The following is a 23518-nucleotide window of genomic DNA, read 5'->3' as shown; positions in this document are numbered from 1 at the left end:
AGCAAAAAAAACTTAAGGAAAACTAATGAAAGCAAAAACACTAGCAATTTCTGCAACGCTACTATCCCAAATATACGCGCTAGAATCCCAAAATGTAGAAACCCACGAGCTAGAGCGCGTAACTGTAAGCGCAAACAAAGGAGCTCAAATAGGATTAAGCAGCTTGCCATTAGAGCTACAAAGTAGGCAAATATCTATTGTCTCAAAAGACACCTTGCTAGAGAAAATCTCACTAGGTGGCGCACAAACCGCGCTAGAGAGCGTGCCTAGCGTGCTTTACTCACGAAGCGGTGGAGTAAATGGACAAATAAGCGTGCGCGGGCAAAACTCTAATAACGGCTACACACTCATAATGATAGATGGCGTGCCTTTCACGGGACGAAGCACGCTAGATTTTAATGTGCTTGATGTAAATCAGTTTGATTCTATTGAAGTCATTCGTGGTTCGGCTGGCTCACTATATGGCAACTACGGCATAAATGGGCTAATCAATTTTCGCTCTAGAAAAAGCAACTACAATCTTGGTGGCAAAGACTTCAAAGCCACAGCGAGACTACGCTCACTAGAATACCAAAGCGTAAATAACGGCGTAGCTGGAAGGGCAGAGATTTTGGGTGGTGGAGGTGGCTGGGATTTGCTAGTAGGTGTAAGTGGTAGAATCGGTGGGGATTATCTAACGCCAATCCAAGAGGGTGGCAAATACCTAAAAGCAAAAAACTCCAACTACAATGCGTTTAATTTGGACTTTAATGTCGGCTACACGACAAAAAGCAACACTCGCTACTACGCGCAAGGACGCTACTCAAGCATAGAATCTCACCGCGCAGGTGGTGGAGCTGGAGTGAGCGCGGCACCGGGCAGTTCTTATGGAATCTATGTAAGTGAGATTCCGCTTAGAGAATACTACCTACGACTAGGTGCGCTTAAAAAAAATCTATCTTTTGCCAACTCTATGGATATATACGCATATATTCGGCATTGGGACACAGACATTTGGAACTACCGCTCAAACTCCACTTATGGCGCAAGCAAAACAAATATCCAACAACAAGTTTATAATAACAACATAGCAGGATTTAAAATCATCTTTGATAGCACCGCTGGCAAGCACTCTTTGGGATATGGCGTGGAAATAGTAAGCGCGATAAATCCTAGAGGCACAAGGCAGATTTTTCACAATGGAAATGGCACAAACGCCACAGGTAGTGTAAATATCGCTGCTCGCCCTAGCACAAACACAGATTTTGCGCTATTTGTAAAAGATGATTGGAAAGTATTTGATAGGTGGATTTTATCAGGTGCGATTAGAGGGGATTATTTTTTATCCACCGTTGGCAAAGAGAGAATGTCTAGCGAAAATTCTAATCCAACTAATTCCACTCAAGCCGCGCTAACAAAACAACTTGATGATAATGACATACTACACAGCGGAGCTATCACAGGCTCTCTAGGAAGTGTGTGGTTTATCACAGACTACATTAGCAATGTCATCAATCTAAGCCACAACTTCAAAGACTCATATAGCTATCGCTACTCCGTCTCTGCTGGCAATCCCCCAACAATGATAAACCCGACTTTGCATCCTGAATACTCCCAAACCGCAGAACTAGGATTTCGCGTGCATACGGATAATCACTATGCTTCACTTGTAGGGTTTTTTACCTACTATCACGACAAAATCGCACTTGGTGCGACTTACTTTGATAGTATTTTGCAAACAAATGCTAGAAAATATCAAAACATAGGCAAGGCATATATCGCTGGAGCGGAGCTAGAGGGCAGGCATAGCTTTTTGGACTCTATGATAGAGCTAGGCTATGTGCTTGCATATAACTACGGAATGGATATAAGCAATCATAAGCCAATAGCCTATATCGCGCCACTTTATGGAAATCTAACCGTGAAGTTTAACTTTGATAGAGTGTATTTTGGGATAGTGCAGAGATTTTATGCGGATAAATGGCGCATAGACAACACGCAAGAGCGCAGGAGTAAGGGCTATATGATGAGTGATATTTACGCAGGGCTAAAGCTAGGTGCGTTTAAACATAATATGAAAGATATGGAGCTAATCTTTGGTGTGTCAAATCTCTTTAACACCATAGGGCGAAATCCCGTAGTGTTTGAGGAGATAAAAGCCTCATACTCTATCACAAACCCTCTAGTAGAACCTGCACGAAACTTCACACTAAAATATGTGTGGAAATACTAGCTCATTATTTGTGATTTATGTATGTGATTTATGTAGCAATAAATGAAAACGACTAAAGGAAAATCCACAATGAAAGCAAAATCTAAGCAAAGCAATCACACAACACACCCAAAATCTACAAAAACCGCACTTGCTTATACTCTAGCTATCATTGCTATGGTGTGCATAGCACTTTTGGCATTATCAAGCGGTCGCTATCCTATCGCTTTTAGCGAGGTTGTCTCTATGCTTTTTGACACGCTTAGCAGCACTCATAGCACACAATCACAGCAAGAGTATTTGCAACGAGTTATCTTGCTAGATTTTCGCGCTCCTCGCGTGCTGTTAGCACTTATCGTAGGTGCTGGGCTAAGTATGTGTGGTTGTGCATTTCAAAGTCTTTTTAGAAATCCTCTAGCCACACCTGATATTTTGGGCGTAACAAATGCAAGTAGCTTTGGCGCGGTGCTAGCACTTATGCTTGGGCTTAATATGGTAGGGGTGTGCGCATTTGGATTTTGCTTTGGGATAGTGTCTCTCGTGCTTGTAGTAGCGGTAAGCTATTCGCGCTTTGTCAGCTTAAGTAGCGTGAGTATGGTGCTAAGCGGGATTATCATATCTGCACTTTTTTCTAGCCTAGTAAGTCTTGTGAAATACCTAGCCGACCCGCAAGACACACTTCCTAGTATCACTTATTGGCTTTTGGGCTCTCTCTCACGCGTGTGGAGCGCACAGCTAGGGGCTGGACTTATCGTGGTGGCTTTGGGCTGTGTGGTGCTTTTTGCCCTGCGCTGGAAGCTAAATCTACTCGCCCTAAGTGAAGAAGAAGCAAAAAGTCTAGGGGTAAATCTAAATGCTTTGAGGGCAGGCGTGATTTTATCTTGCACGATTATCGTAAGCGTGAGTGTGTGTCTGTGTGGCGTGATAGGCTGGATAGGGCTACTTATCCCACATATCGCTAGGCTACTTGTGGGAAGTGAAAACTCTAGAGTTTTGGGCTTAAGCGCGATTTTGGGTGCTGGATTTTTAACCCTCATAGATATTATCTCACGCTCTCTTAGTGCTAGTGAGATTCCTATATCGATTTTGAGTGCGATTGTGGGTGCGCCGTTTTTTATTTATATATTGCACAAAAACAAAGGAGGAGTAAGGCTATGACTATGCCAAAGCACGATAAAATCCACTGCGACACGACTCGCACCATAAATCACGCCACAACTACACTTGTGCCAAATCTTGCACCAAATCCACCACTGCTTGAAGTAAAAAATCTAAACTTCTCACGCACTAGCAAAATCCTCTCAAATATAAATTTTTCCCTCCAAGCAGGCGAAATCCTAAGTGTGCTAGGACGCAATGGAGCGGGGAAAACGACACTACTAAAATGCCTTTTGGGATTTATAAAAGCCACAAGCGGAGAAGTGCGACTAAATGGAGTGAATATAAGCCACTCTCAAGGTGCAAGGCAGGCAAAAATGTGGGATAACATAGCCTATGTCGCTCAAAACAAAGGTATCCCTCTAGCCATAAGCGCACTAGAAATGGTAACGCTAGGGCTAAACTCACATATCACGCTGATGCCCAAAAAAAGCGACTTTGAAAAAGCAAGCCAAGTGCTAGATGAGCTAAAAATCGCTCATCTAAAAACAAAAAACTGCGCTTCTCTAAGTGGAGGCGAACTTCAAATGGTGCTTTTTGCTCGCGCTTTAGTCAAACGACCAAAGATTTTAGTCCTAGATGAGCCAGAATCAAATCTTGACTTTGCAAACCAAAAAACAATCCTTGATATGCTAAAAGATTTAAGCAAGCAGGGCTGTGCTATCATCATAAATACACATTTCCCTGCCCACGCGCTGTTTTTGTCCAACAAAGTTTTGCTAATCTCAAAAATAGATTCTACAAAATCTTGCGCGAAAGTGGATTTTAAAGTGGATTTTTCAAAAGATTCTGCAAAAATACAAAATCACGATTTTATAACTGCCTGCGCGTTAGGCGAGGGATTTTCTAATGGCATTTTTGGTGGGAGGGAATTGCTAGATGAAGCGCATTTAAGTAGCCTATATGGCGTGCCTTTGGAGCTACACTCTATGGGCGCAAATTTTGATTGCCAAGAATTTATCGTGCGGATATAGCCCAAGTCATAGCAAATTGCAGCAATGCAGACATTGCTTTTAAGAATTGTGTTTTTGCGCATTTTAGTCGCTTTAGGCTTTATCGTGTTAGGTGATTTTACGCGCACTTTTAGTGCACGATTTGCACTTCAGGGACTAGCTCTATGCCAAATCGCTCTTTTACGCGCTTTTTTGCTAGCTCTATCATCGCTAGCGCGTCTGCAAACTCCGCTTGGCAAGAATCTATCTTAGTGAAGTTTGTTTTGGTGGAATTTGTTTGAGTGGAATCTACTTGAGTAGGACTTGCTTGAGTGGATTTTGTGCCAAAATTTACCAAAAAATTTGCGTGGTGTGAGCTAAACCCTACTCCATTTTGCTTAGCACCTTTTAGCCCCACAGCTTCTATTAGCCTACCTGCATAATCCCCGCTAGGATTTCTAAAGCAGCTCCCACAGCTTGGCTCTTTGGGGTGGGTGCTTCTCATCGCTTGAAACTGCGCTAGCAAGCTAGAATCAAAGCCTTTTTTTAGGCGAAATCTAGCCGCGCTTATTATGCCTGCTATATCGCTAGAGCGATAGCTTAGGGCAAAATCACTGCGCCAGATACCATCTATGCAGACTTCTAGTAGCGTATCTTTTATCTCATATTGCTTCATTCCAGCATTCATTTTGACTAATCCGCCCACACTCCCCGGCAATGAGCGCAAAAACTCTAGCCCACCTAAATTATGCTGCTTACAAAATCTAAAAAGGCTTGAAGAGCTAGTTTTGCCACCCACCTCAATAACCTCGCTAGAATCTTTTGGATTTTGCAAAGTATCTTTTGTCAAAATATAATCAAACTCGGAAGAGAGCATAACCAAGTGCTTAGCATTTGGCGATACAAGGAGATTATAGCCATTGCCTATGCAGGTGTATAGGGATTTTAGGGATTGCTGTTGTTTGCCACAAGTGCTTTGCTTTGTCTTAAAAATCTCACTACTTGAGATTTTGCCCTCCAAAATCTCATTTTCCAAAATCTCATTTGAGCTTAACTCTTCGCTTGCCAAATCATTCCCCAAATCACTATTTAAACTTATAAAATCACTTGCTAAAGAGGATAAGTCTAAATTAGTATGCGATAAATCAGCTTTAGTGTTAGATTTTGCTTGTGTCAATTTTTCTAAAAAATCTTTTTCTAGTTTGTCTAATCTATCCCACACCTTGTGCGAGCCCAATGCCCCAAAGGCGACTTCATCGCTTCTCTCTAGCACCCACACAGGCAGTGGAGTGCCGATTTTTAGGCTTGTGTAAGTGGCAAAATTTATGATTTTTAGAAACATTTTAGGATTTTATCTTGTTTAATTTTGCTTAAGATTTTGCGTTTGAAAATGTTGCTTTTATAGCAAAATCTAGCCTATAAATTTAGGGATAAGTTTGATGATATTTGTCGTGTAATCGCTTAGCATATTTAGCATCCACGGCATCGTAAGCACAATCACAGCGATTACGCCCAAAATCTTTGGCACAAAAGAGAGTGTCATTTCATTGATTTGAGTGGTGGCTTGGAAAATGCTGATTAAAAGCCCGATGATAAGCCCTGTGGCAAGAATGGGAAGTGAGATAAGAAGTGTGATTTTGTAGGTTTCAATCGCAAGGGCGACAAGCTGCTCTTCCATATTTGTGTCCTTTTGTGAGATTTTGATTTTGCGTGCTTTAATGGACTATTATTGTGGATAAAACAAAAATCAATTATAGCAAAATCTTGCCAAAATCTCTACGCCCTCTTAATGATTGAGCCCAATTTTGGTAAATATACTTCATAAAAACAGCTTTATGTTTAGCGCAAATTCACTCTTTTATTTGTCGCAAAACAAACGAGCAATTTTGACTAAATAAAATTTGTTTTTTATAAAGTGAAAATTACAAGACTTAAGGCACGATTTTTGCCTTTATTTTGCTACAATTTCGCCATTGCTTTGTCGATTCTAACTATCAAAAGTTGGGCTTTAATTCTAAAAAAATCTCAAAATATGGACTAGAAACAATCAAAAAACACCAAAATCTCCAATGTCTAAATACGGCTTACAAAATCTAATAAATAAAGCGCAAAATCTAAAAAAGGGCAAAACAAAATGTCGCAAATAATCACGCAAACTGCAAATTCCACATTACTTCAACCTTTACTTCTTGGCATAGATGTCGGCTCTACTACGGCAAAAATCGCGCTTTTGGACGGGGAGAAAATCATCTATAAGCGATATGAGCGACACTACTCAAAAGTGAGAGAAAAAGCCATAGAAATCATCACTGATTTGCGCGATATAGTCGGCACGCGCGAACTAAAAGTAGCCCTAAGTGGTTCGGCAGGATTTGGCATAGCAAAAGCAGTTGGCATAGATTTTGTCCAAGAAGTGTTTGCCACCGCAGAAGCAGTGAAGTTTTTGGAGCCAGATACAGATGCGGTTATCGAGCTAGGTGGGGAAGATGCCAAAATCTTATTTTTGAGCGGAGGAAGTGAGGAGAGAATGAATGGCTCTTGTGCAGGTGGCACAGGAGCGTTTATCGACCAAATGGTAACCCTGCTAGCAATTAGTGCGCAAGAATTTGATGAGATTTCTCTAAATCATAGCAAAATCTATCCTGTGGCAAGTCGCTGTGGAGTGTTTGCCAAAACCGATGTCCAGCCCTTGCTAAATCAAGGCGTAGATAAATCTAACATTGCTGCTAGCATATTTCAAGCTGTGGTAAATCAAACCATAAGCGGACTAGCACAAGGGCGCAAAATCACGGGCAAAGTGCTGTTTTTGGGTGGACCGCTGTTTTTTTACAAAGGTTTGCAAGAGAGATTTGCTAAGACTTTGCAAGAGGACTATGAAAAAAGTGAAAGCTATGAGAGGGCAAAGAACAAAAATCCTAGCCACACCCAAAATACTCAAAATCCCGCAAAATCTATTAAGCCTTTTTGCGCGGTTTTCCCTGATTTCGCTCCTTATGCGGTGGCTATCGGTGTGGCAAGGTGTGCTAGTGAATCAAGCAAAACATTTAGCTGTGATAGCCTGCTAGAGAGATTGGAGCAATCCAAAAACACCGCTTCTCGCAACAAATATCTAAAACCACTTTTTGCTAGCCAAAAAGAGCTAGATGATTTTAATGCTAGGCACAAAAAAGCTAGCCTAAAAATCATAGACATTGATGAAGCCTTTGAAGCAAATGGAGGAAAGCCCATAGAAGCCTATCTTGGAGTGGATTGTGGTAGCACCACTACCAAAATCATACTGCTAGATTCTGCAAACAACATACTTTATCAATACTACAACTCCAATGAGGGCAATCCTGCAAGCGTGATTCACTCCCAACTAAAGCATATATACAAGCATTATGGTGCACAGATTTTTATCAAAGGAAGTGCTGTTACAGGCTATGGCGAAGAGCTTATCAAATCTGGCTTTGGGCTAGATGCAGGCATAGTAGAGACAATGGCACACCTAAAAGCCGCGCAGTTTTTTAACCCAAAGGTGGATTTTATCATTGACATCGGTGGGCAAGATATGAAGTGCTTTTATATCCGCAATGGCACGATAGATAGCATAATGCTAAATGAGGCTTGCTCAAGTGGGTGTGGGAGCTTTATAGAGACTTTTGCTCGCTCTATGGGGCATAGTGTGAGTGAGTTTGCAACTCTAGGGCTAAAGTCAAAGCACCCCGTAGAGCTTGGCTCGCGCTGCACGGTGTTTATGAATAGCTCTGTCAAAGAAGCGCAAAAAGAGGGTGCAAGCATAGAGGATATAAGTGCGGGGCTATCTATGAGCGTGGTAAAAAATGCGATTTACAAAGTGATTCGCGCGCGTGATGCTGATGATTTGGGACAGCAAATAGTCGTGCAGGGAGGAACATTTCTAAATGATGCTGTGCTAAGGAGCTTTGAGATAGAAATCGCTAGAAATGTCATTCGCCCAGAGATAAGCGGACTTATGGGTGCATTTGGTGCGGCTCTTTATGCCAAAAGTTTGGGACTAGACAAATCTAGCATTTTAGATGAGCACGATTTGGAGCATTTCTCACATAGTGCAAGTGCGACAAACTGCAAAATCTGTGGAAACAACTGCCACCTAACGATAAATAAATTTAACGATTCAAAAGGAGCGCGGAAATTTATCTCGGGCAATCGCTGCGATAAACCACTAGGCATAAAAAAACAAAGCACCCTCCCAAATATGTATGAATACAAACTAAATAGACTAAAAGATTTGACTAACTACAAGCTATATGAAAATCCAAGCCAAAATCCAAAATACAAAGGCAAAATCGGTATCCCACTAGGGCTAAATATGTATGAGAATCTACCCTTTTGGCACAAACTTTTTAGCGAGCTAGGCTTTGAAGTGGTAGTATCAAAATTTAGCTCAAAAGACACATACCAAAAAGGGCAGTATTCTATCCCTAGCGATACGGTGTGCTACCCTGCCAAACTTATGCACGGGCATATTGAGGATTTGCTAGAGCAAGGGGTGGAAGCGATATTTTATCCCTGTATGAGCAAGGGATTTCAAAATAGCCAAAACCACCAAGACTCTAGCACCAAAAGCTATAATTGCCCCGTTGTCGCCTACTATCCAGAGCTACTTGCAAACAATGTCGACAAACTAAAAGAAGTGCGATTTTATTATCCCTACTTTGGCTTGCACAAAAAGGACAATTTCTACCGAAAATCTAGCCGATTTTTTGGCGAAATGTTTAGGGATTTTGCAAAATCCAAAAGCGACAAAAAGGGACTAAAATCCGCGCTAAAAAACACACTAAAATCCACCATAAAAACAACAAGCAAAATGCTAGGACTAAAAGATTTTAGCCAAAAAGAGCTAAAAGCCGCGCTTGATAGCGCGTATCGCTTCCGTGAGGAGTGGCTAGCTGATATTCGCACTAGGGGTGAAGAGATTTTGCAAATCATAAAGGAGCAAAATCTAAAGGCTATCGTGCTTTGCGGACGCCCATACCATATAGACCCAGAGATAAATCACGGCATAGATAAACTCATAAATTCGCTTGGGCTAGTCGTGCTAAGCGAGGATACCATAGCTCATCTTGCACACGCAAAAGATTTGCAGATTTTAAACCAATGGAGTTATCACTCACGGCTTTATAATGCCGCGCAGTTTGTTTGCGAAAATGAGAATATTGAGCTAGTGCAGCTTGTGAGCTTTGGCTGTGGGATAGACTCTATCACTACTGATGAAGTGCGCGAAATCCTAGAATCAAAAGGCAGATTTTACACCCAGCTAAAAATCGATGAAATAAGCAATCTAGGTGCAGTAAAGATTCGTATCCGCTCGCTAATAGCAGCTATGGAGCTAGCTAGCCAAAACCACAAGCAAGATAGCAAACAACTAGAAGCAAAATCTAGCCTTATGGATTCTAGTGTGCTAAAGACACAATTTAATAGCGCAGTCTTTGCTACTAAAATCGATAATGCTAATAGCACAAATAGCGAGCAATCAATCATCTTTCGCAAACGCGCAAATATGGCTTTCCCCTCTGTGCTAGCTACTCGTCAAAATCTAGCCACACAAGCCACAAAAGAAAATGCCTAAAATCTGCTAAATCTAAAATCTGCTAAATAAGGAAAATCAATGAAACAAGCCACAAATCTATATCAAGGGCAAAGCCCTTTTTTACACCAAAACATTTTGGATTCTTTTGATACTCTAGGCTCTATGCCAAACCCCAAAAACGCTCTAAAAGCATTCCAAGATTTTAGTCAAAATCTCCCACCAAGATTGCCCGCTATAAAAGAGTGGAGGCTATCAAATAGTGCTACTAATCCCAAAAACCCAAAGAGACCACCACAAAAATCACAAGGACGAGATAATATCAAAGCCATATTTACAAAAGAGATGAAGCAAACTCATACGATTTTAGTGCCAATGATGTTGCCGATTCACTTTCGCTTCTTAGTAAATATTTTGCACTTGCACGGATATAAAGCCGAGCTATTGCACAATGAGGGCAAGGGTGTGGTTGATGAGGGGTTGCGCAATGTGCATAATGACACTTGCTACCCTGCCCTGCTTGTCATCGGGCAAATGATAGACGCACTAAAAAGTGGCAAATACGACTTAGACAAAGTCGCTTTGCTTATCACCCAAACAGGTGGTGGCTGTCGAGCTAGCAACTATATCCACCTCCTACGCAAAGCACTTATAAAAGCGGGATTTGAGAGGATTCCTGTGATTTCGCTAAACTTCAGCGGGCTAGAGAGTGGGCAAGGATTTCGCGTAAGTAGAGAAATGCTAAAGCATTTTACAAACGCGATGATTTATGGGGATTTGCTAATGTGTCTAGCAAATCAGTGCAAGCCTTATGAGCTGAACAAAGGCGACACAGACAAAGTAGTAAGCAAATGGATAGAGCGCGTAACAAACCATAACACAAGCGATTACGCGCTAAAAAACTCTATCAAAGCCACAGCCAAAACCACAAGCGGGCTTACAAGCTACAAATCTCTAAAACGCGATATGAAAGCGATTTTGCAAGATTTTGCTAGTATTAGTCGCACTCACACGCAAAAAGTCAAAGTCGGTATAGTGGGCGAAATCTATATCAAATTTTCCCCCATAGGCAACAATAACTTAGAAGACTTCTTGCTAGAAGAGGACTGCGAAGTGGTAATCCCGGGATTTTTAGATTTTGGGCTTTATTGTATAAATGATAGACTTGTAGATAATAAACTCTATGGCGATAAATTCTACAAAAAGCTTATCTATCAAGCGGTGTATTGGTATTTTTTGAAGCGACAAAAAGATATGATAAGCGCGATAAAAAAGCACGGGGTTTTTCGCGCACCTACGCCGTTTTGGCATACCAAAACCCTAGCAAATGGCTATGTCTCGCACGGAATGAATATGGGCGAGGGCTGGCTACTCACTGCTGAAATGCTAGAGCTACTAGAGCAAGGCGTAAATAATATCATTTGCACGCAGCCCTTTGGCTGCTTGCCAAACCACATAGTAGGACGCGGTATGCTAAAGCTCATCAAAGAGCGAAATCCACAAAGCAACATAATATCCATAGACTACGACCCAAGCGCGACAAAAGTCAATCAAGAAAACCGCATAAAACTTATGCTCTCAAACGCCAAAAAAGAACTCTCCCAAAAACAAAAATGCTAAAAATCGCCAAAAGTGATTTAGGGCAAATAGGGGATATAAATGCAAAATCTAACGCCACAAAACATTGATGATATAAGTGCTACAAACACAGATTCTAAGATAGTGGATTTAAATAATTCTAATGCGATAGAATCTAGTGCAAAAGAATCCAAAATGCGGGATTCTATCACGCAAAACAGCACACAAAAGCCAAAAGATTCTGTCCTCAAAACTTCCTTGCCTTTTAGCAAAACTCTCTCACTTAAGCGCAACTATATCACTTCTGTGCGCAAAGGCAAAAAAAGCGATTCTAGCGCGAAACCTGCTAGTGTTTCCTCTCCCAAAAAAGAAGCCCAAAAAGAACAAATGGTGCTAAAAATCTCTATGTTTAGCTCGCTAATTTTAGCAATATTTGGGATTGGATTTGGGGTGGCGGTGCGCTCGCTTTCAATCGCGTTTGATGGGTTTGTCTCGCTTATCAGTGTGGGGCTTGGTGCGCTTAGTGTGATAACTTCGCGCTATATTTACAAAGAAGATGATGATGTGTTTCAATACGGCTATGTGCGCTTTGAACCTATGGTAAATCTTTTTAAGGCGTTAGTGCTTGTTTTTGTGTGTGTGTATGCGTTTATAAACGCGCTTAGTAGCATTCTAAGTGGTGGGTATGAGGTGTATTTGGGTGGGGCTTGTGTGTATAGTGTGTGTGCGTTTTTGTTTTGTCTAGCACTTTTTGTCTACACTCACCGCGCTTGCAAAGCCCTAGAATCAGATTTAATCAAAGTGGATAATATCGAGTGGAAAATCGATTGTGTGCTATATTTGGGGGCGATTGTGGCGTTTGGTGTGATTTATGTGATATTAAGCGGGACAAGTGGTGCAAACGCGCTTGATTCTGGCACGATTAGCCCTAGTGCAAAAACATTGGCACGATATGTAGACCCCGCACTTTTGTGTGTGCTATCCTTGCTACTTTGCATAAGCCCTGCAAAAATCGCCATAGCGAATTTCAAAGATTTGATAATGGTAGCCCCAAAAGAAATTGATGAAAAAATCACGCACATAATGGAGGAAATAAGCCAAAAATACGGCTTTAGCGACTATGATACACACACAGCAAAATCTGGTAGGTTTTTTATGGTGGAGATAAATATATTGGTAAAGGGGGATTATGAGGGCAAGGTGGCGGATTTGGATTCTATCCGTGAGGAGATACAGCACGCACTTGCAATCCCAAGCTACAAAATCTGGCTATCTGTAAGCTGGACTACAAATCCGCAGTGGCTTTAGCGATTTTTCAAGTGATTTTGCACAAGTGGATTTTGGTGTTTTTTTAGCATTTAGTGTTTTGCAAAACGCCACCGCGAGCTATAATCAATCGTGGTGCTTCAAATGCGACATAACGCGTGATATGACACGAAGTAATGCAACATAAAGTAGGGTGATAAAGCAAAAATTAAACAAAAATACTTTATAATTCAAACTTGCTTTTATCCCAAGTGTGCGTGAATTTTTGGCGTGCATTTTTATAGTGTTTTTGTGATTTAAGTGTTTATTTTTTAATTTTGCTTTGTGCTAGTTTTTGGTGGCTTTTAGCAATTTTTAAAAAGTGTGTTTTTGGTTCTGTAGCTCAGTGGTAGAGCACTACCTTGACATGGTAGGGGTCGTTGGTTCAAATCCAATCAGAGCCACCATTTTTTCTTACTTGCATTGCTTTTCTTTATTTCTTACATTTCTTGTATTTCTCATTTCTTGGAAAATTTTAGCAATATTTTTACTCACAATATTTTTGCCAATGCTTCGCAATAAAAATCAAAAAAGATAGTCATACATAAGCAAAAAACTATAATCCTCATAAGTATACGTTTGGCTTTCTTCTGCAAAGGTTTTGATAGGGAGTTTGACTAAAATCTCTACCCGATGATGTTCATCAATGATACCAAAAACCCCTACATTTCCTAGAAAAACCCCTCTGCCTTGTTGTATCTGCTCGCTAGAATCATCACTAGATGAGATTTGCTTATCCTGCACTCCATAGCCCACGCTTAAGCCACCTAGCCAGCCAAACTCAAACCTTTCGCTAAAGGAGTAGATTCTACCTTGTGCGTTTAGATTTGCCAAAAATGTAGAGGTAGCTTCACTCTCTAGCCCGCTAGGACGCACGCTCAAAAAATAGTCCAAATACACGCGAAAGCCGATATAGGCTAGTGACATATACTCATAGCCCGAGCGAAAGCCGATATTTAGCATAGATATTGTGTCTTTGGCATTAGCCGTGTCTTTTGGTATTTGCTTCTCTACTCCATAGCCCAGCCCAGCTCCTATGAATAGTGAGTGAGGATTTTTGCGAGGCTTGCCTAGCTTGTTTTTCTCTATTTCTAGGGTGGTGAGTGTAAATTTTAGTGAGGAATCTTTATTTGTTGGTTTGGGTTTTTGGGTATTTTTGGAGCTATTTTTTGTGGTGGAGTTTGGGCTTTGTGTAGGTTTGGATATTGTAGGTTTGGTAGATATGGGAGATTTAGCGGGCTTTGTAGATTTTGTTTGGCTTGTGGGCTTTGCTAGTAGCATTTGGGCAAAGCTACCGCAGACAACCCCCACACAAAAAGCAAAACACAAAAACTTATTAGCTATCATTTTTTATCCAAAATCTATCTAGAATCTAAAAAATACAATGTTTAAAAATCACGCAAAAGCACATCAAAATCTCGCCACGCCAAACAGCACAAAATCAAGCAAGCCTTTGTGATTTTGCTACGCGGTAAAATCTCTTGATTTTATCATCTATGGGGGCTAAAATCATATAAAAAACAGGCACGATTAAAAGGCTTAAAAGCATAGAAATGATAAGCCCGCCTATCATACAAATGCCAATGGCAGATTTCATCGAGCTTCCCTCCCCTGTGGCAAGCGCAAGAGGTAGCATACCAAATACCATAGCGATAGTCGTCATAAGTATCGGGCGAAGTCGTAGCTCCCCTGCTATGAGAATCGCATCTTTTATGCCATAGCCCTCCTCGCGCTTTTCGTTTGCTACATCAATTAGCAGTGTAGCATTTTTGCCGACCATTCCTATCAGCAGTATAAGCCCAAGCAATGAAAACATACTTAGTGGCTGCCCCACAATCCCTAGCGCAAAAAACGCGCCTGAAAAGCTAAGAGGCATCGTTACCATAATAATGATAGGCTCTAAAATCGACTCATAAAGTGCAGCCAAAATCAAATAAATCAGCACAAACGCCGTAGCAACCGCTATGCCAAATGCAGCACCTGTCTCGGCTAGATTTTCTGCTTCGCCACTTAGACTATAAGTCGCACCTTGAGATAGCCACTCGCCTTTTGTTTTTTCGATTGTCTCTAGCACTTCGCTTAGTGGATATTTTTTGCCATTTGGCTTTGTGGCGGTATTTGCATAGAGCATTATGCTTCGTTGGCGATTGTAGCGATTGATAGTGGTGGGGGTTTTTCCCTCCTCTATTTCTACCAAGCCTTCCAAAAACATCATATCGCCGTTTTTGTTTGGAATCTGTATGCGCTTTATGTCATTTACGCTTGCTCTGCGCTCATCTGGCACGCGCAAAGTGATTTTGTATTCTTTGCCGTTTTCTTTGTAGTAAGCTACTTGGGTTTCGCCTGAAAAAGCCGCACTTATAGCATTCCCTATGTCTTTGGCACTTACCCCATATTCATTTGCATTTGCCCTCAATACTTTCAAGCGATATTCAGGCTGCCAATCAGATTGATTCTCGTGGTAATCAACTAGCTTTCCTTTTAGCCTTTCATCGTGCAGCAAAAGCTGCTTTAGCTTGCTAGCACTCTCATCGACTAATCGCTGCTCGGGCGCGTATATCGCTACTTGCAATGCGGAGTTGTCCCCTCCACCCATAAGTGGCACTTCTGCAGGCGTGATAGTAAGCCCACTAGATTCTTTGAGTGAGTATAGCCTTTTGCCCATTTCGCGCATCCATACAAATTGGTCTATATTGCGCTTATCTCTGTCGTGAAGTTTGACATAGATTTTGGATTTGTGTGTGTTTTGGGTTTTGCCATAAGCGACTTGTATCGTGGTGTATTCAACATTTTGAGTGTCTTTGTTGATTTCTTTTTGGAGAGCTTCGGTTTTTGCCCTCATCTCATAGATACTGATTCCGGGCTGGGTTTGCACCCAAAAATACACTTGACTTCTATCCTCTTTTAGCATAAATTCCATTCCTAGCTTTCCTGCCAAAAAAAGTGAAGCGATAAAAATACCAAGCACAGCTAAAGATACAAGGAATTTTTGACTTAGAACGGATTTTAGCGTGCCTGCATACATTTCTTGAAGTCGCACAAAATACGGCTCTGTGTTGGCATAAAAAGCACTTTGCTTAGGGCTAGCAATGAGTGAGCTAACCATAGGAATCACCGTCATCACTACTACATAAGAAATCCCAATCGCAAGCGCGACTGTAATCCCAAAGCTTTGGAAAAATTTGCCAATGATTCCAGACATATTTCCCACAGGCACAAACACCGATAAAAGCATAGCCGAAATAGCAAAGATTGCAAAAGCGATTTCGCGCACGCCCTCATAGGCAGCTTCTCTTTTTTGCTTGCCCTCCTCTAGCTTTTTGTAGATGTTTTCGATGACTACTATGGCGTCATCTATGATGATACCGATAGAAAGCGTGATAGCCATCATCGTAAGCATATTTAGCGAAAATCCCATAGCTTGCACAAGCGCAAATGTCCCTAGCACCGAGATAGGTAGCGAGATAGCAGACACAAGCGTGATAGTTACATTTCGCAAAAACACAAACACCACAAGCACAGCCAAAATCCCACCCAAAATCAAGTCAAACTCAATATCGTGGATAGATTCTTTGATAAATTCTGTGGTATCCAAAAATGGGCGGATATTATACCCCTCACTTACAGATTCTATGATGGGCAATGCCTTTTTTACGCCATCGGCTATGGCTATGTCATTTGAGCCTGCGATTTTTTGCACTTCCATTATCACGCCACCCTCGCCATTAAACGCAGCATAGGTGTTATACTCCTCTAGCCCATCTTCTATGACAGCTATATCACTAAGCAAGACATTATCATTTAAGCGGATATTGCCGACTTTTTCGACACTTGGGCTGTTGCCATCGGTAGTGATAGAAAATTGCTGTGTGGCGTTTATGATTTTGCCCCCGTCTATTTCGACATTTTCGCCACCTAGTTTTTGAGAGATTTGCGAGTAGGTTATGTCATATTTTGCCATTAAGGTAGGGTCTGGATATACGCGGATATGTCGCTCTCTATATCCATTTAATTGCACGCCACCTACACCTGCGATTTTTTGGAGCTGGGGCTTTATGATAGTGTCTGTATGCTTCATAATCTCTGGCGCGGAGTGCGTAGCAGAGCTTACAAATAGCGAAATGATTGCTTGTCCGTTGGTATCGATTTTGTCAATGGAGGGTTTTCGTATATCTGCATCTGTGAAATACACCGAAGAGACTTTGTTTATGACATCATTTACCGCTTCGCTTATGGGCTTTTCTAGCTGAAATTGGACGATGACAAGGCTTGTGTTTCTCACGCTTATGGAGGTTACATTTTTTATGCCATCAATCCCTAGCACTTGCTCTTCGACTTTGTCAGTTACCTTGCTTTCAATCGTAGTGGCAGAAGCACCGGGATATACTGTGGATATAAGCACTATGGGAAAATCAATATTTGGCCAAAGCGCGACAGGAATTTTTTTTAGCCCCAAAAATCCAAAAAACATAATTCCCAAGCTAAACATTATCGTGCTAATGGGGCGATTGATAGCGAATTTATACATTAGCTTGTTCCTTTTTGTTGTTTTTGGCTTACTTAAATGCTCTAATTATTTTGTGGCTTTTGATTTTCTTGTCCTGTGTTTTCTTGTAAATTTTGTGGATTTGGCAAGTTTTGCGGATTTTGTATGCGTTGTGGTGCATTTGCTTTTATAAACCCATCGCCAAAAAGCCCGGGCTTTAGCGTGTTTGGTGCGCTTGCTTCAGCAGTGGCTTTGCGAGTGGATTTATCAATAGTGGGGTAGATTTTGTTTATGATGACGGATTGCTTGCTGCCTATGCCATCGATTGCATATTCAAAGGTGTCGCCTATTTTGACTTTTGATAAATGCTTAGAATCAAACTGCAAAACGAGCTTTTTCTCCGCACTCACAAGGCGAAATAGAGCAGTGCTTGTCCCGCCCACGCCATCGCCTACTTCGATTTTTTTTTCTGCGATAGTGCCATCAAATGGTGCGCGCAAAATGCTTTTGTTATACATTGATTGGTAGTATTGATAGTCTGCTTCTAGTTTTTTGAAGTTTGATTTTTGCTGGTCTAGGGTATTTTTATCCACTGCGTCCGCGCTTTTAGCGTATCGCTCCCATTGGGCTTTTGCAAAAAGATATTGCTGCTTTATGGATTCTAGTTGAGCGGCTTTGTCTTTGTTGTCAAGCACGAGGAGCTGCGCTCCTTTTTTTACTTCACTATCAACATCAACAAAGATTTTTTCTACCACGCCACTTACATCTATTGCGAGATTTGCGTCTTTGATTGCTTTGACATTAAACACAGCATATATATCCTCTGCATAATTTACGCCACCTAGTCCAAACAAAAACAAAATCAAGAACTTTGCAGACTTTTTCATCATACTACTCCGTATCGCTTAGATTTGGCATTGCCACATTTTTCTACTTGACATACTCTTGTATTTGCTGTCCGCTATAAAATATATAGTTTGCTTTTTGTAACTCGTAGTTGTTTAGGGCTTGATTGTATGTTGATTCTGCGTCATACTTGGTGCTTAGAGAGCGCAAGTAGTCGGTGAAATTTACAAGCTGGGAATTGTATCGCTTACGCACATTCTCAAAGGAAATATTAGCAGATTTTAGGCTAGCCTCTGATGAGCGGATTTGGCTTTTGGCGATTTCTAGTCGCTTGCGATAGAGGGCTTCATCTTTTTGCTTCTCGGCTTGCTTATAGGCTAGCTCTTTTTGCTTGGATAGTTTGTTTAGCTGGTAGCTTTGGCGTTGAAATCCTGTGGTGATTTTGTCAAATAGCGCAAATGTCGCAGTGAGCGTAACGGTATTTGCGTGCGTGGGGAATTGCCTCGCCATAAAGTTGCCAAACTGCGGGTCTACCCTCGTGGCATAATCTGGCTTTTCGATTCTGTAAGTATAGGTATCTGCCACAGTTACTGTGGGATAGAAGTGGTATTGTCGCTTTTGAAATTCTAGTGCCTTTGTCTGCTCGCTAAGTGCGACTATGTCTTGCCTTTGCTCATCGCTACTAAGTCTTGGCGTGGATATGTCTTGACGGACAAGCCCGTCAAATTCTAGCTTGGTAAGGTAGCGGAGCATAAATAGATTTTGCTCCACGCTTAGCTTCATATCAGCGATTTGATATTCTGTGAGGGATAGCTGGGAGCGCAAAGATTCTAAATCATCTATGGTAGATAGCCCCGCGTCATATAGTCGCTTCACGCGCGTTTCATCAGAGCGCACCTCCTCGTATTTGCGCTTTAAGGAGAGGAGCTGGGATAGGTTATTGAAATAGCTATAATACTCCTGAATCACTTGCAAATAAATGCTTTGCCTTGCATACTCGGCATTTGCCACAGATGAGCGATATGTCGCAGCTCTCTCACGGATAAGGTTTATCGTGCTAAACCCGCTAAACAAATCAAGCGAAAATCTAGCGTTAAAATTTTGTGTGCGGTAATTACCAAACTGCCCAAATTTCATCGCATTTGCATCAAGACTTCGCAGGTCAGAGTAACTATGCTGCAAACTATAATCCACATCTAACTTGGGGATAAAGCCTATTTTGGCTACGCGTGCGATTTGGCGATTAGATTCTACTTGGAGAAGCTGGGCTTGGAGGGAGTCATTACTCTTTGCAGCTTCTAAAAGCTCGGCTAGATTTACTTGGTGCTTGGATTCTTTTAGGAGAGATTCTACTTCATCTTGGAGGTTTTGAGAGGAGTATTCGCTAGCTAACTGCTCCTCTTTGGTAGGCGAGCCTAGTGCGCTCTCAAATCCTTGCTCTGCAAATCCTTTTCCCACGATTCCTTGCCCCCCGTTTCCTCGCTCGCCAAGTCCTTGTGAAATAGGGCTTTTGCTAGCTGGGTCATCAAAAGCTGGACTTTGACTAAAAGGACTTTGCAATGTAGTGTCTTGCGAAGTGCTAGAAGTAATGGAGGTGGTAGAAGCAGTATTGGTGCTTTGTGTAGAATCTAGCGTGCTAGGTGCTGCTTTGACACCCAAAGCACATACTCCGCAAACGAAAAAGACATATAAAATTCTCATATTTTACTCCCAAATCTTTGTTGCTTTTATGGTGTAGATTTCTCTCAAGTCTTGCTTAGCTTTAGATTTTTATCTAATTTTGTCTAAGGCTTTTTATCTAAAGGCTACAAAATGCGCTTGGCAAAATGCGCTTCAAAAAGCAATTTGCGTATTTTTGCAACATTTGCAATTTGTATTTTATTTGCAACTCGCAGGGTTGCGACATTTTGCTATTCATAAATCAAATGCCTAAAAAGTCTTGACAAATCATTGCCAAAAGCGCAGTATAGCATAAAATTATTTAATATTTTTTCAAAATAGTTGTATATGCAACTATTTTATATTCGCTTCACATTTTATTTGACTTTATTTGACTTTGTTTTTTCATAAATACTTGTCTTTATTTTGATTTTATTTTTTTGTTTTGACTTTGCTTTGCAAGTGTTTGCCCTATTAACTCAAACATTTTTCATACTTTAAAACGCCCAAGCCCGAAGCAATCTATTTTCCCCTCCCTCTGCGGAGGGGGACAAAGGGGGTGGGTTCTTTTTCGTAATTGCGAGCGAGCAAAGCGAGCGTGGCAATCTAAAAAAAAGATAGAGAAAAAGAATAGATTACCACGAGAATCCTTGTGGATTCTCTCGCAATGACGATTGAGGGTGGATTGCCACGAATCAGACAAGTCAAATTCCAGCAATGACGGGAGTGGCGGACTGCTTCTTTGTGGATTTTAGCCACTACCCCACAATGACGAACAATCAACACACGATGACGGAAATACCCACCCCCAAACCCCCTCCGCAGGAAAGGGGGCCTTTAAAGTCGCAAAGCAAATTAGTTTGTCATACTTAAGGTTTGGCATAAACCGAAGCGTCTAAAAAAAAAGATTCCAAATAGATTTCGCAAATCTATTCCTTTTTCTGTGTTTTTTGCAATCTTGTATGATTCTTTGAGATATTTCGCTTATCCTCAATAAGACAAAGAAATGAAGCAATACGACAATTAAAAATGTCAATATGACAAAAAAAGGCGACAAGACAATATGACAATGTCAAAAAGTCAGTATGCCAAAACGACACAAATCAAAAAGCCAACATAAAAAAACACAAAAGAAAGCGCAACAAAAAAGCAAACAAAATAAAACACAGCAATATGAATGAATGCAAATGTAAAATCAATATAGACTTAAAAACTTACGATTCTAGCTCTTTTAGTGCGCGTTTTAGTATGTCCTCATCTTGGGCTAAATCAGCCCAGAGTAGATTTTCTCCACTTTGTTTATCCCCGCTTAGCAAATCCCCGCTTTTGCGATAAGCCAAGTCAAGCCTAGCGATTTCAAACCCACTGCTTTGGGTAGCAAAATCTTTTAGCCGTGCGTTATCGCCGCTGCTTTGGGTGTATAAAAAGCAATACCCCTTTAGCCCATTGCGGCTTACGCGCCCGCGTAGCTGATGAAGCGTGGCTAGCCCTAGTCGCTCGGGCGCGATTATGACTATGGTAGAGAGATTTGGCAGTGAGATTCCCACCTCTATAAGCGTGGTGGCAAGCAAGATTTTGCCCTCTTTGGCAAAGGCTTCTAGCACTTCTTGCTTGTCTTTGTCCTGCCCTGAAGTGATAAACACCCCGCTAAATCGCTCCTGCCAAAATCTAGCCCCCTCGCTAAGAGAGAGATAGTCTATGACTTCGCTTTGCTCCACAAGCGGATAGATGATAGCGACTTGGTGGTTTTGGGCCACTTCGCTTTGTATATGTGCAAGTAGCTCTTTGAAATCGCTACGAGTAATGATACGCGTAGAAATGTCTTTTTTGAAAGGTAGCTCATCAATGATACTGACATCTATCATTTTGGATTCTAGCATCGCCATAGTGCGCGGGATAGGCGTAGCAGAAAACTGCAAAATATGAGGCTTGCTAGCTTGTTTTGTTTTTGGATTTTCTTTTTGGCACGCTCGCAAATCTAAATCAGCTTGTGATTTTGCTTTGGAATCCGTGCTAGAATTTTGCCTTGTGCTACTTGCTAGCTTTTCTAGTGCGTATCGCTGCTTCGTGCCAAACCTATGCTGCTCATCGCTCATCACAAGGGCGAAATCCTCCCCCTCAATATCCCTATAAAGCAAGGCTTGCGTGCCGATGATGAAGTCATACTCAAAAAGTGTGTCAAAATCTTTGCTATCTTTTTTGCCTTTTGATTTTTGCGTAGAATCTTTGCTTGTTTTAAACTCTTTGGAATCCCCTGTGATAAGCCCCACGCGCACAAAGCTAGGTAGATACAATTTTGCTTGCTCATATAGCTGCTTTGCCAAAATCGTAGTAGGTGCCATAAGTAGGGATTTTTGCGGATAGGCTATCATCACGCTTGAGAGAATCACCATAGTTTTGCCACAGCCCACATCTCCCATAACAAGCCTACGCGCCGCCCTACCACTACCAAAATCACTCGCTATTTCTGCAATGACACGAGATTGAGCGTTTGTAAGTCTAAAGGGAAGTGATGAGACAAACCCACTATAATCCCCACTGCATACATATTTGGCAGGAAAATCGCTTTTTTTCTTACTAAGTCGCAAAGCATAATAAAAAAGCTCTACAAATTTTAACGCTTCTAAATGCTTGCCACTAAAGCCTTTGTGTGAGGTATAGAGGGCATAAAACTCATCATTTGGATAGAAAATCTCCATAATGCTTTGTGCTATGTCGCTGGGAAGTCCTAGATTGGATAGATTTTTTTGCGTAATGTAAGTCTTACAAAGTGAGTGAATGGAGGTGGATTTGTGCTTTGCTACTTTAAAGATAGGCAAAATCTCGCCAAGAGATTTTATGACTTTGGGCTGGATAAAGCTAGGTGTGCCATTATTTAGTCGCATTTTGCCCTGCACTATGACTTCTTGCCCGAGTGTAAAAAGTGCTTTGTGATAGGGCTTGGGGTAAAAATACACAAGCTCCACCATTGCATTTAGGCTTTTTGAAAATCCATAAAAAGTATATGCCTTTGGGCGATAGCGAGAATCTGTGATTTGCAAAGATAGCGCACCCTCTGTGCCGTCTATCAAATTCCGTATTGGCATTGTGTTTTGATAGCTATGTGGGGGGGTTAGGATTAGCTCATATAGATTGCCAAAGCCAAATTGCGCTAGAGATTGCATATCTTAGATTAGCTTAGTGTATTTGGCTTGGCTTGTGTTTGGCTCTTTAAGCTAGAAAGCGCGGATTTTGCTTAGTATTCTAGCTCAATAAGTCCGCATAGAATGTGTATCACTAAAATATGTGCTTCTTGGATTCTAGGTGTGTTATCACTTGGGATTACAAGATTTATATCGCTTAGATTATTCATTTTCCCTCCGCCTTTTCCGCTTAGTCCCACACATTTGCACCCCATAGCTTTGCCACTCTCAAAGGCATTTAGCACATTTGCAGAATTTCCACTTGTGCTTATCCCAAAAAGCACATCTCCGCGTTTGGCGATAGCCTCTACTTGACGAGAAAACACCACATCAAACCCATAGTCATTGCCAATAGCAGTAAGCGCGGAAGTATCTGTGCTAATAGCGATTCCTGCTAGGGCTTCGCGCTCTTTTTTGTAGCGTCCGCTAAGCTCTGCGGCGAAATGCTGTGCATCAGCAGCACTCCCACCATTTCCAAATGTGATTAGCTTGTTGCCTTGCTTTAGTGCGTCTGTGATGAGATTTGCCACTTTGATTATGCTAGATTCTAGGGATTTGGTTTGCTCTAGCGTGGCGATTGACTCGGCTATCTCTTTTTGGATAAAGTCTTGCATTTTTACTCCTTATGTAATT

The 23518-nt window shown here is 41.4% G+C and carries 14 protein-coding genes and 1 tRNA gene; 7 read left to right on the top strand and 8 right to left on the bottom strand.

The features are described 5' to 3' along the window. The first annotated feature begins 25 nt into the window (after positions 1–25). The 3 genes from HMPREF2086_RS03825 (at position 26) to HMPREF2086_RS03815 (ending at position 4323) form a co-directional block, all read left to right on the top strand. Positions 26–2212, top strand: a complete 2187-nt coding sequence (locus tag HMPREF2086_RS03825; protein WP_023927452.1) for a TonB-dependent receptor — start codon at positions 26–28, stop codon at positions 2210–2212. A gap of 69 nt (positions 2213–2281) precedes the next feature. Beyond that, positions 2282–3349: a FecCD family ABC transporter permease gene (locus tag HMPREF2086_RS03820; RefSeq protein ID WP_023927451.1), complete on the top strand. Its 1068-nt coding sequence runs from the start codon at positions 2282–2284 to the stop codon at positions 3347–3349. Next, on the top strand, positions 3346–4323 hold the full coding sequence (locus tag HMPREF2086_RS03815; protein WP_023927450.1) for an ABC transporter ATP-binding protein: 978 nt from the start codon (positions 3346–3348) through the stop codon (positions 4321–4323). Before HMPREF2086_RS03820 ends, HMPREF2086_RS03815 begins: the two co-directional genes overlap by 4 nt. A gap of 109 nt (positions 4324–4432) precedes the next feature. Here the strand turns inward: HMPREF2086_RS03815 and HMPREF2086_RS12070 are convergent, their stop codons facing one another. Beyond that, positions 4433–5623: a UDP-N-acetylenolpyruvoylglucosamine reductase gene (locus HMPREF2086_RS12070; protein WP_023927449.1), complete on the bottom strand. Its 1191-nt coding sequence runs from the start codon at positions 5621–5623 to the stop codon at positions 4433–4435. A 69-nt stretch (positions 5624–5692) separates the two neighbouring features. Further along, positions 5693–5959: a flagellar biosynthesis protein FliQ gene (fliQ, locus tag HMPREF2086_RS03805; protein ID WP_023927448.1), complete on the bottom strand. Its 267-nt coding sequence runs from the start codon at positions 5957–5959 to the stop codon at positions 5693–5695. Positions 5960–6415: 456 nt separating this feature from the next. On the opposite strand from fliQ, the gene HMPREF2086_RS03800 reads away from it, so the two are divergent. The 4 genes from HMPREF2086_RS03800 to HMPREF2086_RS03785 all read left to right on the top strand — a co-directional run bounded on the left by HMPREF2086_RS03800 (position 6416) and on the right by HMPREF2086_RS03785 (position 13119). Next, complete coding sequence (locus HMPREF2086_RS03800) at positions 6416–9871, top strand: acyl-CoA dehydratase activase (RefSeq protein WP_023927447.1); 3456 nt, start codon at positions 6416–6418, stop codon at positions 9869–9871. Between the two features lie 39 nt (positions 9872–9910). Continuing rightward, positions 9911–11449 (top strand): 2-hydroxyacyl-CoA dehydratase, encoded by a 1539-nt coding sequence (locus HMPREF2086_RS03795; RefSeq protein WP_023927446.1) that lies wholly within the window; start codon positions 9911–9913, stop codon positions 11447–11449. A 39-nt stretch (positions 11450–11488) separates the two neighbouring features. Continuing rightward, complete coding sequence (locus HMPREF2086_RS03790; protein ID WP_023927445.1) at positions 11489–12715, top strand: cation diffusion facilitator family transporter; 1227 nt, start codon at positions 11489–11491, stop codon at positions 12713–12715. Positions 12716–13044: 329 nt separating this feature from the next. After that, positions 13045–13119, top strand: a tRNA-Val gene (locus tag HMPREF2086_RS03785). Between the two features lie 118 nt (positions 13120–13237). Here HMPREF2086_RS03785 and HMPREF2086_RS03780 read toward each other — a convergent pair. The 6 genes from HMPREF2086_RS03780 to gmhA all read right to left on the bottom strand — a co-directional run bounded on the left by HMPREF2086_RS03780 (position 13238) and on the right by gmhA (position 23499). Then, complete coding sequence (locus HMPREF2086_RS03780; protein ID WP_023927444.1) at positions 13238–14059, bottom strand: hypothetical protein; 822 nt, start codon at positions 14057–14059, stop codon at positions 13238–13240. Between the two features lie 94 nt (positions 14060–14153). Further along, positions 14154–17240 carry an efflux RND transporter permease subunit gene (locus tag HMPREF2086_RS03775; RefSeq protein ID WP_023927443.1) on the bottom strand — a complete coding sequence of 1029 codons (3087 nt, stop codon included), beginning with the start codon at positions 17238–17240 and terminating at the stop codon, positions 14154–14156. Positions 17241–17281: 41 nt separating this feature from the next. Next, the gene (locus HMPREF2086_RS03770; RefSeq protein WP_023927442.1) at positions 17282–18085 is read right to left on the bottom strand and encodes an efflux RND transporter periplasmic adaptor subunit; all 804 of its coding nucleotides are present in this window, start codon (positions 18083–18085) and stop codon (positions 17282–17284) included. Between the two features lie 43 nt (positions 18086–18128). Beyond that, the gene (locus HMPREF2086_RS03765) at positions 18129–19745 is read right to left on the bottom strand and encodes a TolC family protein (RefSeq protein WP_023927441.1); all 1617 of its coding nucleotides are present in this window, start codon (positions 19743–19745) and stop codon (positions 18129–18131) included. Between the two features lie 1172 nt (positions 19746–20917). Continuing rightward, a complete protein-coding gene (locus tag HMPREF2086_RS03760) occupies positions 20918–22867 on the bottom strand; it encodes a DEAD/DEAH box helicase (RefSeq protein ID WP_023927440.1) in 1950 nt (649 codons plus the stop codon). Between the two features lie 71 nt (positions 22868–22938). Beyond that, the gene (gene gmhA, locus HMPREF2086_RS03755) at positions 22939–23499 is read right to left on the bottom strand and encodes a D-sedoheptulose 7-phosphate isomerase (RefSeq protein WP_023927439.1); all 561 of its coding nucleotides are present in this window, start codon (positions 23497–23499) and stop codon (positions 22939–22941) included. Between the last annotated feature and the right edge of the window lie 19 nt (positions 23500–23518).

Origin of the sequence: Helicobacter macacae MIT 99-5501 (assembly GCF_000507845.1) — a bacterium.
GTDB classification, from domain to species: domain Bacteria; phylum Campylobacterota; class Campylobacteria; order Campylobacterales; family Helicobacteraceae; genus Helicobacter_B; species Helicobacter_B macacae.
The sequence above is the reverse complement of the archived record's forward strand: the minus strand, read 5'-3'. Positions and strand labels throughout refer to the sequence as shown.